The organism is Synechococcus sp. LA31 (genome assembly GCF_018502385.1).
In the GTDB taxonomy this organism is placed as follows: domain Bacteria; phylum Cyanobacteriota; class Cyanobacteriia; order PCC-6307; family Cyanobiaceae; genus Vulcanococcus.
The window spans coordinates 318,923-331,377 of record NZ_CP075523.1; the positions used below are offsets into that span (position 1 = coordinate 318,923).

16 protein-coding genes are annotated in these 12,455 nt (G+C 63.3%); 9 read left to right on the top strand and 7 right to left on the bottom strand.

The annotated features are described in order from the left end of the window. Positions 1-20: 20 nt before the first annotated feature. The 3 genes from KJJ24_RS01760 to KJJ24_RS01770 all read right to left on the bottom strand — a co-directional run bounded on the left by KJJ24_RS01760 (position 21) and on the right by KJJ24_RS01770 (position 2,176). Positions 21-251 carry a DUF433 domain-containing protein gene (locus tag KJJ24_RS01760; protein ID WP_214340404.1) on the bottom strand — a complete coding sequence of 77 codons (231 nt, stop codon included), beginning with the start codon at positions 249-251 and terminating at the stop codon, positions 21-23. A 62-nt stretch (positions 252-313) separates the two neighbouring features. Continuing rightward, positions 314-1,159, bottom strand: coding sequence for a LuxR C-terminal-related transcriptional regulator (locus tag KJJ24_RS01765; protein WP_250544856.1), 846 nt, complete (start codon positions 1,157-1,159; stop codon positions 314-316). Between the two features lie 69 nt (positions 1,160-1,228). Continuing rightward, a complete protein-coding gene (locus KJJ24_RS01770) occupies positions 1,229-2,176 on the bottom strand; it encodes a sigma-70 family RNA polymerase sigma factor (RefSeq protein WP_250544857.1) in 948 nt (315 codons plus the stop codon). 138 nt (positions 2,177-2,314) lie between these two features. Between KJJ24_RS01770 and KJJ24_RS01775 the strand changes: the two genes are divergently transcribed. The 5 genes from KJJ24_RS01775 (at position 2,315) to KJJ24_RS01795 (ending at position 7,736) form a co-directional block, all read left to right on the top strand. Beyond that, the gene (locus KJJ24_RS01775) at positions 2,315-2,530 is read left to right on the top strand and encodes a DUF433 domain-containing protein (protein WP_214340406.1); all 216 of its coding nucleotides are present in this window, start codon (positions 2,315-2,317) and stop codon (positions 2,528-2,530) included. After that, on the top strand, positions 2,527-2,868 hold the full coding sequence (locus KJJ24_RS01780; RefSeq protein ID WP_214340408.1) for a DUF5615 family PIN-like protein: 342 nt from the start codon (positions 2,527-2,529) through the stop codon (positions 2,866-2,868). Before KJJ24_RS01775 ends, KJJ24_RS01780 begins: the two co-directional genes overlap by 4 nt. A 249-nt stretch (positions 2,869-3,117) precedes the next feature. Beyond that, a complete protein-coding gene (locus KJJ24_RS01785) occupies positions 3,118-4,296 on the top strand; it encodes a hypothetical protein (RefSeq protein WP_250544858.1) in 1,179 nt (392 codons plus the stop codon). Positions 4,297-4,332: 36 nt separating this feature from the next. Continuing rightward, positions 4,333-6,033 carry a DnaB-like helicase C-terminal domain-containing protein gene (locus KJJ24_RS01790; protein ID WP_214340410.1) on the top strand — a complete coding sequence of 567 codons (1,701 nt, stop codon included), beginning with the start codon at positions 4,333-4,335 and terminating at the stop codon, positions 6,031-6,033. Beyond that, on the top strand, positions 6,030-7,736 hold the full coding sequence (locus tag KJJ24_RS01795) for a DNA primase (RefSeq protein WP_214340411.1): 1,707 nt from the start codon (positions 6,030-6,032) through the stop codon (positions 7,734-7,736). The genes KJJ24_RS01790 and KJJ24_RS01795 overlap by 4 nt, the downstream gene beginning before the upstream one ends. Positions 7,737-7,929: 193 nt before the next feature. On the opposite strand, the gene KJJ24_RS01800 is transcribed toward KJJ24_RS01795, so the two are convergent. Next, on the bottom strand, positions 7,930-8,097 hold the full coding sequence (locus tag KJJ24_RS01800; RefSeq protein ID WP_214340413.1) for a hypothetical protein: 168 nt from the start codon (positions 8,095-8,097) through the stop codon (positions 7,930-7,932). A gap of 97 nt (positions 8,098-8,194) precedes the next feature. On the opposite strand from KJJ24_RS01800, the gene KJJ24_RS01805 reads away from it, so the two are divergent. The 3 genes from KJJ24_RS01805 to KJJ24_RS01815 all read left to right on the top strand — a co-directional run bounded on the left by KJJ24_RS01805 (position 8,195) and on the right by KJJ24_RS01815 (position 10,320). Then, positions 8,195-8,413 (top strand): hypothetical protein, encoded by a 219-nt coding sequence (locus KJJ24_RS01805; RefSeq protein ID WP_214340415.1) that lies wholly within the window; start codon positions 8,195-8,197, stop codon positions 8,411-8,413. 322 nt (positions 8,414-8,735) lie between these two features. Beyond that, on the top strand, positions 8,736-9,704 hold the full coding sequence (locus KJJ24_RS01810; RefSeq protein WP_214340417.1) for a phycobilisome rod-core linker polypeptide: 969 nt from the start codon (positions 8,736-8,738) through the stop codon (positions 9,702-9,704). A gap of 82 nt (positions 9,705-9,786) precedes the next feature. Continuing rightward, positions 9,787-10,320 carry a hypothetical protein gene (locus KJJ24_RS01815; RefSeq protein ID WP_214340419.1) on the top strand — a complete coding sequence of 178 codons (534 nt, stop codon included), beginning with the start codon at positions 9,787-9,789 and terminating at the stop codon, positions 10,318-10,320. Here the strand turns inward: KJJ24_RS01815 and rpaB are convergent. Both rpaB and KJJ24_RS01825 read right to left on the bottom strand, forming a co-directional pair. After that, positions 10,304-11,086 carry a response regulator transcription factor RpaB gene (gene rpaB / locus KJJ24_RS01820; protein WP_214340422.1) on the bottom strand — a complete coding sequence of 261 codons (783 nt, stop codon included), beginning with the start codon at positions 11,084-11,086 and terminating at the stop codon, positions 10,304-10,306. The two genes, KJJ24_RS01815 and rpaB, sit on opposite strands and share 17 nt — an antisense overlap. Before the next feature lie 23 nt (positions 11,087-11,109). Further along, a complete protein-coding gene (locus KJJ24_RS01825) occupies positions 11,110-11,361 on the bottom strand; it encodes a DUF3136 domain-containing protein (protein WP_214340424.1) in 252 nt (83 codons plus the stop codon). A gap of 572 nt (positions 11,362-11,933) precedes the next feature. Between KJJ24_RS01825 and KJJ24_RS01830 the strand changes: the two genes are divergently transcribed. Beyond that, positions 11,934-12,101 (top strand): hypothetical protein, encoded by a 168-nt coding sequence (locus KJJ24_RS01830; protein ID WP_214340425.1) that lies wholly within the window; start codon positions 11,934-11,936, stop codon positions 12,099-12,101. A 79-nt stretch (positions 12,102-12,180) separates the two neighbouring features. On the opposite strand, the gene KJJ24_RS01835 is transcribed toward KJJ24_RS01830, so the two are convergent. Next, positions 12,181-12,282 (bottom strand): DUF4278 domain-containing protein, encoded by a 102-nt coding sequence (locus KJJ24_RS01835; RefSeq protein ID WP_214340426.1) that lies wholly within the window; start codon positions 12,280-12,282, stop codon positions 12,181-12,183. Between the last annotated feature and the right edge of the window lie 173 nt (positions 12,283-12,455).

The window sequence follows — 12,455 nt, forward strand, 5'->3', positions numbered from 1 at the left end:
GTCGAGAAGCAGCTTGATGCTCAACCCACCCCCGTGGACACCATCAAGGTGCGTTCACGTTCAGCGGCAAAGGCTGTGCAAGCCAACACATCCTCATGGCTGAGCTGTGGGAAGTCCTCAAGCAGCTCGGTTTCGCTGCACCCGGCAGCCAGGGTGCCCAGAACATCACCAACCGTGAGTCGGGTCCCCCGCACGCAAGGCTTGCCAAACCGGATGGCGGGGTCGACGGTGATGCGATCGAGCAGATCCATTCCTTCACGCTAAGCCCGTTGTGTGGGCTTGGCGGAGGTGATGCCGCAGGCGGCCAAACGGCTCAGCGATGTGCTCCCCGGCTCCTGTGCCTGCTGCCACCTGCCGCGGCGCCCTGCTCTGGCCCCGGCCGTTGATGCAGCCCGCAGGCGAGATCTGGCTGCTTGAGCACCCCGTGCTCGAGGCCCCATACCAGGAGTCCGCCTTGGTTGCGGGCTCCGGTTTTGCCGTACAAGGCACTCAGCCGGCGCCGCACCGTGTCGGTGCGCACCTGCAGTTGTGAGGCGATCTCGCGGGTGCTGCGGCCGCCCGCCACCAGGCGCACCAGTTGCTCCTCTTTCACAGACAGCACAACGGCTTCTTGTTGCAGCGGCGTGTTGGCGAGCAGTTGGCGGATGCGATCAGAGAGCTGGGGGTCTTCATAGCGGCCGTTGCGCAGGAGCACAGCTACGCACTGGAGCAGGCGGCCACTGCCGCAGCTTTCGCGGCAACTAATCCCATCGGGGCGCAGACGCCACAGGCGCACCAGCCGTTCACCGCTGATCGCCGCATCCAGGCAGAGCAGGAAGCGGCAACGCTGGGCTCCGTGGCGCTCGCGCAGTTGCGTGATCAGCTCGGCGGCCCCGCCATCGGGGCTTTCGTCATCGCAGAGCACCAGCAACTGCCCTGTTTCAGGTAGCGGCAGTGCCAGGAGTTCTGCGGTGCTGCTCGCGCTGTATTGCAGCTGCGGGAGCAGAAGCGCTGTGGTGTCCCGCATGCGCTGGTGGTGACTGCAGACCACGACGGTCCAGCCATCGAGAAGGCTCGTAATCGCGCTTTGCAGGGTCTGAACGTGACGCCGTAAGTCCTCGGGTTGCATCACCCCCAAGCCAATCACCCACTTGTAGCCACGCTCTACAGAAGCGCGCAACAACAGCACAAACGCCCGAGGACGACTGGCCCCCGGGCGTTGTACGGCCAGCCAGTGGCTGGTGATGGATCAGAGCTGAATCTTGAGGTTGTGCTCGGTGGCGACCTGGCGCAACTTGCCAAGGGCGGTTGCTTCCAACTGCTCCAGTTGCTCGTTTTGCATCCCGCCCATCGAGCGGCGCAGTTGACAGGGACTCAGGGGCGGCCGGCGCAGGTAGCGGTTGCGAATCAGCCGGTGCTCCTGTTCATCCAGGCAGCTCATCAACTGCGGCAAGGCCGCGTGTTGTGGGTCTGATTCGGACTCCTGCTCCTGTGCGCTTGCTTGCAGCAGAGACGCCTGATCCAGGCGGGTGCATCCACCCTTGTCGTCACTGTCATCCTCTGCGCCATCCAGCGAGCCGGTGCGGGTGGCATCCCACTGGCGGATGAACTCCGCCAGGCGCTCAGCGCTCATCGCCTTGCCATCGAACTTGAGCTGGGCTGCTAACCACTCCAGCGCTGGCTCATCGCCCGTGCTGGCCTGATGTTGTTGGCTCAATCGCAGAGCCTTGAGCACCACCGCTGCTTTCTCCGCCGGGAAGCGAATCGCGCGCTTGGCGCGTTGTTCGAACTCCGCGAACCCCCGCCGCACCCAGAAGGTGGCGTAGGTGGAGAAGCGATAGCCCTTGGCCGGATCGAATTTTTCTGCTGCGCGCACCAGATTCAACGCTGCTTCCTGCAGCGCATCGGCGGTGGTGTCGTCATGGGCAGGCAGGCTGCAGCGATGGCGGCCCCAGGTGTGGGCCACCAAGCCGAGGTTGTGGCGCACCAGTTGCTCCCGCGCCCGCAAGGCGCTGCGGCGCACGGGCTTGGGGGCATGGCTTGGGCCATCGGGGTGTTGTTGCCAGCGCTGAATCCGGCGGGAGAGTTCCATCACCGTGCGCTCGCACAGTGGGCGATGGGCACTGCTGGTGTTCAGCCAGGTTTTGACGGTGGAGGCAACGGGGGCATGACGGGGAGGCATCAGAAACAGCGGCAACTGCTGCGAGCATTCCCCGTGGTTTCACGCTTGCGCCGTTGACCTGTGTTGGGTTACTGCGATGGCGTGTGCAGTGCGCTGCACTCAGAGCTCAGAACGTGGGAGGGCCCATCGGCTGATTCCACTTAGGCTTGATCCATGAGCGAGCGGATCACCTACAACCCGCAGCAGTGCGGCGGTAAGCCCTGTATTCGGGGAATGCGGATCCGCGTGGCCGACATTCTCGAGCTCTATGCCGCTGGCCTGAGCAGCGCGCAGATCCTTGAGGATTTCCCGGATCTTGAGGCCGAGGACCTAGAGGCTGCCCTGCGCTACGCGGCCCATGAGGTGGATCACCCCGTCCTCGTGGCATGAAGCTCTGGCTGGATGCCCAGCTACCACCGTCTCTGGCGGGGTGGATCAACCAGCAGGGTTTAGGGCTTGAGGCTGTTGCGGTCCGCGAGTTGGGTTTGCGTGACGCACTCGACCCCCAGATCTTTCAAGCGGCTCGGCAAGCCAATGCGCTGGTGATGACCAAGGACCGTGACTTCATCAACCTGCTCGAGCAGTACGGCCCGCCGCCGCAGGTGATCTGGCTGCGCATCGGCAACAGCAGCAATCAGGCTCTGCAGGAGACGCTGGCCAGCACATTGGCTCCGGCCCTCGACTTGCTGCGTAGCGGAGAACCCTGGGTGGAGATCCGTCCCCGTTGATGCTCTCTTTGGTGATGCACCCCATGCCTCACCTCCGAGTTGGATGGTGTTGAGCAGTGCTGCACCCCGTGTATCAGTGACTGCTGCACCCCGTGCATCAGGGGTGATGCATCCCGTGCAGCACATCTATATCTCTCAAAGGTTTTAGAGAATCAATCCAAAACAACAGCCCAGAGCAGACCAACAGCCGGCTTTGTGGGGAAGAGGGAATCAGGGGAAGCGCTCGATCAGAGCAAGTAAGCGCTCTCGATGTCGAGCAACAAGACACCACCAGTAGCCTTCCGCACCTCGTCAGGAGCAGGTCCTCCTGAGACCACCGTGCAGTTCTTCTGCATCCGCAATGAGGCGATCCGCCAGACCTACAGGGCCTTGCAATCCCTCAACGAGCAGCGCCAGGGATCACTGCGGCCTGGACGGGTGATGCGCGTGGCGCAGCTCTACGGCTATCTGCAGTGGCGCAGCCGGGGCAAGCGCCAGGTTCAGGTGACCTTGCGGGATCTGGGGGCGGCCTGGCTGGTGCAACCACGCCTGTTGCGCGCTGATCTTGACGACCTGCAGAGCCTCGGCTGGTTGCGCTTTCGCAGTGATGCCAACGGCACCACGGTGCAACTCCTGAGCGATGCCCAAGGCGACGAGATCACGGCGGAGGACAGCAACCCTGCGGTGGAGGAGCGCTGGGAGAACGGTTCGGATGTTCAGCCCAAGGGCAGAGCTGGGGACCATCGGCCGGAGACCAGCACGACTGAGCCGGTGTTGATGACTGGCGGGGCAGAGCCGCAGGTGATGCCCGCTACCAGGCCGGAACCCTCAGCTGAGCCAGAGAGCACACCCGCGCACAACCCGTTGATCGCTCAGTTTGTTGCCACCTACAACCAGAACAAGCCCCAGAGCTGGCCGGCTTACAACCCCACTGGATCGGCCTTGGCCCGCCGGCTGCAGAAGGCGATCCGCCACGCCGGTGGCGCCGAGGCCTTCTGGGCGGTGCTGATCCAGGCGCTACGGCGCATGCCTGAGTTCTGGCGCCTCACCTACCCCCAGGGCCGCAGCGGCTCTGACTGCGCCATGGCGTTGCTGAGCGCTGATCGCAAAGCAGCAGGCCTGGGGGTGGAGTTCTGGCATGTCTTCTGCTGGGGCAGCCAGGGCCAGACGGCTGGTTTATCGGGTCCGTACACCCAACGGCTCAACGGCGGCATCGGTGGGAACACTCCAGGAGTGGGCCAAAAACGCCAGGCTCCCGCCTTCCACCCCGACCACCTGCGTGCCTGTGAGCTTCTGCTCTGGGACGGTCATGAGTGGAAGGGGAAGGGCATGGCGGGCCGCGAGCTGCCGGCGAGCGAAAAACAACACCTGGCGGAAGTTCTGGAGGCCGCCGGTTTCGGAATTCCAGGCAAGGCGGCCGAGCAGTTCGCCGCGGAGGCCAAGCGCTGAATCCAGGGCCCACACGTCCCATCGCTGTTCACCGCCATGACCACCACCCCCAATGCCAACTCCTCTGCCGGCACCAACGACCCCGGCAACGAGGAGCTCAAAACCACGATGCCCGGCGCCTTCGACCCATCGCTGATTCAACGGCTGATCGATGAAGGCGTCTTCATTGAGACCGCCGCCGGGTTGATGGCAGCTGAGGTCCCGGACGTGCCTGCTGATCACTCCCTGGCGGAGCACGAAAAGAATCTCCTGGCCGCTGTCCTGGTTGGAACGGACGATCAGCGCGAGCGCTGGGGCCTCTTCCGCCGTGCCATTGGGCTGCGGTTTGACGAGGTGGTGCCGGGCTCGATCTGGACCCAGCCGGGCCTGCGCGCTCTTGCGCTGGAAATCGACGAACTCTTTCGCGGCCGCCGCGACATCGATGTGCTGAACGCCTATGCGATCCGAGAAGACGTGCGCCAGCGCGCCCTGGAGGGTCGTTTCCGGGGCTCGCTCCTGCAGATGGAAGAAGCCCTCTCGGAGGTGATCGCCTGGGGGGATGACGGCCTGATCCACCCGGAACTGGACTTCAAGATCGCCTGCCGGCTGTTCCAGAGCGCCAAGGCCCGGGCCCTGTTCTATTCAGGCGTGCGCAAGCTCCTGGCCCGTGAGGAGATCGATTGCAGCATCGACGGCGAACTCGAGCGCTGCCGCGAGTTGTTGAACGCGGCCACCTCAATCACCGCTGGCCGTTACCGCCAGAGCTTTCAGGTGTGCACAGCGAGCGATGCCGGCCGCGAATGCCTCGCGCTGGCGTCTCTGCCCGCTGACCAACGCCCCAAACCGATCTCCACGGGTATCCCCTCGCTGGATATCGACATGCGCGGTGGCGTGATCCCGGGGACGGGCGACAGCACCTGGGTGTTGGCTGCAAAGTCCGGCGTGGGCAAGACCACCGTGGGCATCGCCGCAGCGATGGGGCTGGCCTACAACGGCGCCTCAGTGCTGGTGCTCTCCTGCGAATTGAGCCGCCGCGCGATCGGTGCTCGCCTGTTTGCCAATTACTGCCGTAAGGCCAGCGGGGTCTTCTCCTCCCGCTATTCGGCCAACGAACTGGAGGGCCGCGGTGAGGTCATTGAGGGCCGTGATCTGGAGCGGCTCCAGGAACTGGAGGCACAGTTCTCCGCCGGCATCGCCCCCAATGGCGAGCGCATGGGCAAGGTGCTGTACCAGAGCCAATTCGCAGCCACGGTGGAGGAACTCGCCGCGCTGGTGGAGGACTGCAAAAGCGCCAACCCGAGCCTTTCGGCTGTGTTCCTGGATCACTTCCACGCCATGGGCCCCACCCCAGGCTTTGGGAGCAACACCACGGCTGAATTGGCGGCCCGGGCCACCACGATCAAGGCGATTGCTGGACGCTGTGAGCTGGATGTCTTTGTGATTGCTCAGCTGAACCGCGGCGCCTACGGCAATCCCACCGGCCCCGATGTCTCCCACCTGGCGGGCACATCAGAACTGGAGCGCTACGCATCGGCGGTGTGGCTGATCGATCGTCCCAAGCTCGATGAATTCACTCCCGCTCAGCCGGGCCTGCTTGATGTGCACCACGGCAAATACCGCCACGGTCAGATGGCCGCCGGATCTGACCTGAGCAAGACCACGATTCGCCTGGACCGCAGCCACTGCTATCTGGAGGGCGACGAGGCCCGCAAGCTGTTCACCGGCAGCGACCTGTACCCAGGGGTGGAGTGCCTATGAGCAGCAGTGGCACAGCCAGCGGCGTGGCCGCAGCTCATCGCGGGTTTGCAGGGGCAGTTCGGCGTGCACCCAGCGGGCACCCCTCGGGTCGCCCGGCTGGGCTGCTCACGCCAGCGGTGTTGGAGAGCGTGCGCGAACGGGCCCAGGTCATGGATCTGTTTGGGCCCACGGAACTCAAGAAGTCCGGGCATGAGTTCCTGACCCGCTGCCCCTGGCACGACGATCGCCGCCCCTCGCTGACGGTGAGCCCCAGCCGTAATCGCATTCACTGTTTTGTGTGCGGCAAGGGCACCGATGCCATCGGCTGGCTGCAAGACCGGCAGGGGATGTCGTTTCAGGAGGCGGTGCTTGAGCTCGCTCGGCGCACCGGTGTGACTGTGGCCGAGGGAGATCCCGAGGCCCAGGAGCGCTTTGAGCAGGAGTGGCGGGAGCGTCGTCAGCTGATGGCCAAGCGCACCGAGCAGCGCACCCAGTTCCATCAGGCGCTGGTGCAACAGCTCGAGCAGGGCGGCGATGGCGCCGACTACCTCCAGGCCCGTGGCATCAGTGCCGACACCGCTCGCGCCTGGCAGCTGGGTTTTGCCGGTGGGCGCCTTGTGATTCCCCTCAATGACGCCTCCGGCCAGACCGTGGGCTTCTGCGGCCGGGCTATCGGGAACCAGGAACCCAAGTACCGCAACAGCGCGAACGACCTTTTGTTCCAACGCAATGGAGTGGTCTTTGGCCTGGATCAGGCGGCCGAGGCCATCCGTAAGGAGGGCACAGCGCTGTTGGTGGAAGGCCCGCTGGATGTGATCCAGCTCCACCAGGCTGGGTTCACCCATGCGGTGGCCTGCCTGGGTACAAGCGTCTCGGAGTTGCAGCTGCAGCTGCTCAGGCGCCAGGGGATGAAGCACCTGGTGATCGCCCTCGATGGAGACAGCGCAGGTCAGGCCGCCACGGAACGCCTGATTGAGCAGTTGCAGTCGCAGCTCGTGGCTGGTGGGTTGAGTGCCTCTGTGGTGCAGCTGCCCGAGGGCCAGGACGCGGACGGGCTGATTCGCAGTCAGGGGACAATGGGCCTTGAGGGCTTGATTGCCTCAGCCCGGCATTGGCTGGAGTGGCGATTGGACCGGCTTCTGGCTCCTCTGGCCGCAGACAGTGCTTCCCTATCACTGAGGACTCTCCAAGCGGTTGAACAGGCCGGTCAGGCCCTGGTGGAGCAGCTGCCCGATGGGGTGCTCCGGCGCTCGGCCGAGCAGCGGTTGGCGCAAGCACTGGCCGGTAATGGCTTGGCGAGTAGTGATGAGTTGATAGCAATTCCAGAAGCGCTCGAGGTCGGCGCAGGGAACGCGCGCCAACGTTTTGAGCGCCGTGCCCTGCGGCTCTTTGTGCATGCCCCGGAGTGCCGGGAGCTCCTGCAGTGCCTCAATCTTCAGGCCCCGACTTGTCGCGTGGCGATGGAGTGGCTGGGCAGCCTTGAGATGGTCGCGGTTGATGGCTCGATCGCCGGCTTGGCACTGGAGCTGGCGGGGCAACTCCATGGAGCTGTGGGAGCAGAGCTCAGCCAAGCTGCAGCTCCAGGGCTAGACGTGATCGCGGTGTTGCAGCGGGAGCCGCAGGCGGAATTGCAGGCGGTGTTGGATGTGCTGGAGCCCAGTCATGACGGTGTGGTGCTCGCACCAGCCACCTCAACGGCTGACGCCTGGTTTGACGGGCTGTGACGGAAGAGGCTCCTTGCATTCACGTTGCACCGACACCCAGTAGGTGTCCCAACCGTCGCGATCGCTCAGGGGTGTGATGTCGATCTCCACCCAGAACGGTCAGCCATTCTTTTGGTAGTTGAGCACGGTCTGGCGCACCGGCTGCCAGTGGCTCATCGCGTCTCGAAAGGTGCGCAAGTCCGCAGGATCGGTATCAGCGCCCTGGAACATTCTTGGGCTGGCCCCAGGGACTGTGGGCATAACTCACCAGGAGATCCTCATGCTCCATGGCCGGCGGTGGGGCTGTCTCCGTCATGGCGATGCCCATGTGCTGCGCCAGGGCTGATGCGTTCTGAACGGCTGGGGATGGCCGCACCCGCATCCAGGTTCTTCAGGAAAGCTTTCGCTTCCCGTAGCTGTTGGGGCTCACGCCTGAACCACAGCAATCCGTAGGGTCAAAGCCATACCCGCTCCAGACCATGACCCCCGCTCACCGTGCCGTGGCTCCGGCCGCCCTGCAGTGGCAGGACGACGGTGCGCTCATGCCTGATGAGCTGTTCCAGCTGGTGCAGCGCCTGCGCAGCGTTGAGCCTGGTCACACCAGCAATGAACTCTGGCGACTGGGCCACAAATATCCGCAGCGCTGTCACTCAACCCCAGTGGGACAGAGCCAGCTGCAGCACCACCAGGCCCATTAGCGCTGAGGCCACTAGTAGAGACAGGCTTGCCGCCATGGGGGCCCTCTGGTGAGGGATCAAACCTAAAGCGAATCAGTAGGGCCAGGGTTCAGCGTTTTGACTCTTCACAGAGGTGCAGATCTTCAGCGTTTTGTAACGTCGCTGCGTTGCTTCTTGAAACGGTCATATATTTCCCCGGCAGGTCATGATTCAGGCCCACGGGCCTTGGCAGAACATGGCGTGGATTGAGCCGCTTCGTGGTGGTCAATTCAGCGCTAACTATGCGGCAGATTGTTTTGCTGCGGCCGCTGATCGGCGCCTGTGATCCTTTGCATTCGCTTTGATGACTCTGGTGCGCGCCGCTCAACTGGGCATTGATCGCTTTGCTAATGACGCCGGCAACGAGAGCTGGTCCCTGGCCTCTACAGAGGAACAAAGCACTCTGATCCGTGCTGTGTATCGGCAGGTGCTCGGCCAGCAATACCTGATGAACAGCGAGCGTCTTGTCGGCGCTGAATCCCTGTTCCGCAATGGCTACCTCAGCGTTCGCGAGCTGGTGCGCACCGTCGCCCAGAGCGCTCTGTATCGCAGCAAGTTCTTTGAGCACAGCAATGCCTATCGCTTCATTGAGCTGAATCACAAGCATCTGCTCGGCCGCGCGCCCCATAACCGCGATGAGATGCTCCACCACTTCACGATCCTGCAGGAGCAGGGTGTTGAGGCGGAGATCAACTCCTACATCGACAGCGCTGAGTATCAGCAGCGTTTCGGCGAGACCACGGTTCCCTATCTCCACGGCTGGGGCTACTCCAAGGGCCATGAGGGACGCCAGTTCTCCTGGCTGATGCAACTCGCCCGTGGGGCGGCTGCCTCCGTGAAGGGCTCCAGCACTGGCCACCAGTCGGCCCTGAATCGGTTCCTGCACCAGAACCGAGCCGTGGCCGTTCCCGGTGCACTGCCGGCGGTGGCGGTGGGTCATGCACCCGCCAACCTCCAGGATCAATACCGCTACATCAGCACCGACGGTCCCTTCCGCGCCCAGGTGTCTGAGGAGACCCATCTCTACGCCGGTGAGCTTGTGGGTGGTAGCCGCAACACTCCGGCCCAAACCCATCGCCAGGCGGCCCTGCTGGGCAGCTCCGGTTATCGCGGCAGCCAGGCCCGTACGGCCACGATCAGCATCAGTGGCGTCGTCAACCAGGGCTATGTGCGCAGCGGCGACTACGTGATGCGTGTGCCCCTGGCCCGCTTGAACGAGGCGCTGCAGCGCGCCACCCGTCTGGGCACGGTCACCCAGGTCTCGGTTCACTGAGCGCCGCAACGGCGCTGCACATGCCGGGTTGTGGAGTTCAATGAACGCCCTGACGATCTAAACTCCACCCCACGCAGGCCCCATGAGTCGGCTTTCTGATGCGGAAAGCCGCTTGAACAACGCAGCTCTCTCATCCATTGCTGTGAACCACACCAGGTTGGATCCCTCAACACCGCCCGGGCTCCACATGGCGGAGCGCTTCACGGCTGAGCAACGCGCAACGGCAGAAACCATCTGGTTGCCTCTGTTGAGGCGTCTGCTGCCGGCTTTGCCTGGCCTGACGCGGCTGGAGTGCGCTCACAGCCCCAATGGACTGGTCTTAGAGAGCAGCGAGGGTTGGGTCATCACCTTGTGCTCACTGGAGGGGCAACGCCTGCCTCATGTCATCGGTGTCAGGAGGCTCGACCAGGGGGAGGAGGTCTCAGCCGTCAAAGCCTTTCTCCTTGAGGGCGGCTATGGCCTGCAGCCCAACGCTGACGCTGACCCTGTCTTGATGCGGGTGCTCCGCCAGTGCCTCAATAGCCTGTCCGCCTTTCACGTGGATAGCGATGGTGTCTCGCGGCGGGTTCGCTCGCCGCGGCTGCAGCGGGCCAACCGATCTAACCGTGCGGCTTAGCTGCGAGGGCTGAAGGCTTCTGCGGAGCTGATGGGTTGGCGAGGCGCTGGAACATGTAGCCCATGCCCCGGGCCGTGAGGATCAGCTCTGGATTGAGCGGATCGGGTTCCAGCTTGCCGCGTAGGCGGGAGATGTGGACATCCACCACACGGCTGTCGGAGGCGCGCTCGGGCTTGTAACCCCAGACCGCCTCCAGCATGTCGAGGCGGTTGATGGGTTCGCCGTTGCGGCTGATCAACAGCTCCAACAAGTGAAACTCCATCCCCGTCAGGCGGATGCGCTCGCCGCAGCGGAAGGCCTGCCGGCGGTTGAAATCAACGCTGAGATCACCAACCGCGGTCACATTGGAGCTGGCTGAGCCGACGCCGGATCCGCCCTGGCCCTGACTGGCCCTGCGCATCACGCATTGGATGCGTGCCTCCAGCTCCTTGGGGCTAAAGGGTTTGACCATGTAATCGTCGGCGCCCAGCTCCAGCCCAGTGATGCGATCAGCCACGTCGCCCAGTGCGGTGAGCTTGATCACCGGCACCTCCGATTGCGCTCGGATGCGCTCGAGCACCGCAAAGCCATCGAGCTCGGGCATCATCACGTCGAGCACCACCACATCGGGTTCAACGCTGCGGAACAGCTCCAGTGCTTCTGTGCCATCCTGAGCAGCAGCCACCTGGTGGCCTTGCATCGCCAGGCGGGTTTCAAGGATGCGGCGGATGTTGACCTCATCGTCCGCGATCAGGATTTTGAGGGGTGTCTGCGCTGTGTCAGTCATGGAGAATCTGGTTTTAACTGTGTTCAGCTAGCAACGGCCTGGTGGCTCTCAACATCGCGCTTGACCATGGCGTAATGCACAACAGGGTCGCGGTACTGACGGGGCAGGGTGGTGTGGAGCAACTGCAAGCGATCCCAGCAAACGGTGCGCTTGATTTTGTTTAGTGAGAGACCGTCTTGCACCAACATCCTCAGGGCTTTGCAATAGGCCGGATAACTGGCTTCCAGCTGCGCCACGGTGATCGCCGGAGCCGCGGAAGTATGAATCGCGATCATTAGTGGTGGGCTGGAGCCGCTGACGGGCGGATTTCGAGCGAACCTACGTGTCCTGAGACCAGCACAAAAGTCTTGACAGATTAACGAGCACATGCTGCAGCGATTGCCCTTTGTCGCTAGCGCTGCATCAGGTCAGGGCAAAGCCAGTGACAGCCAAACGCAAGGCCACACAACTGCAGTAATCTAAAGAAATCCCAAAGAAGCGGTTCGCGGTCTTTGGGCGGTGGATTTGCAGCCTTTGCGGCCAACAGAAAGCCCTCGGCGGGTGAACCGAGGGCTTTCTGTTGGCCGGGCAAGGGAGATGGGCGCTCAAGCAGGTATGGCTGTCTCGTCAGCACCTGCGTGGATTGTGCGTCTGCTCTACGGCTGCGTCATCCCCGTGCAACGAATGCTCACCTTTGATCGCTGTAAGGGCTAGACGCAGCAAGCCCTTGCACTTTGGTCATCACCTGAGCCATGAGTGGGCGGTGCTCGTTCACCAGCCGGGAGAGGTCCTCACCCCCCGGCGGTCCTATGGCGCAGCACCGGGCCGCACTCCTCACACCGCGGCCCCCACATTCGCTCTGGATCTGATGGCTGGGTTTTCCGTGTTCTTCTGCGATTCCCAGCGCTGCAGCATCCAGCCGGTGCGGGCGATGGATCCGGATCACGCCATTGCCCAGGTGCGCAGCGCCACACCCGACCTGCGACGTGTGGCGGCGAGTCCTGATGAACTTCTGGAGGATGTGGATCCCGAGTGATTGCTGTAGGAATAGACCCAGGTCCAGGCATGAAAAAGCCCCGCCTTGACGGGGCTTAATGGTCAACGGATCGGGTAGATCACATCTTGTAGGCAACACCGCGGTAAAGGAGAACAGGGTGCTGTTCGGGAGCAGCTTGCTTGGTCTGCACGTACTTCTGGCCGCGATAGGTGAGGGTCATGACCTTGATCCACAGGTAAGTCCAGATCCCCGTTCCATGGCCTGGATCGAACTGCGCCCCGCGGGTGCGAGGTGAACGCTTGGTAGCGGTTGCTACGTGCAAATCATCCGTCCGGGTGAGCAGAGCTGTGGTTCGCTGGGTTACACAGCGAGGGCACCAAGGCGCTTTGCACG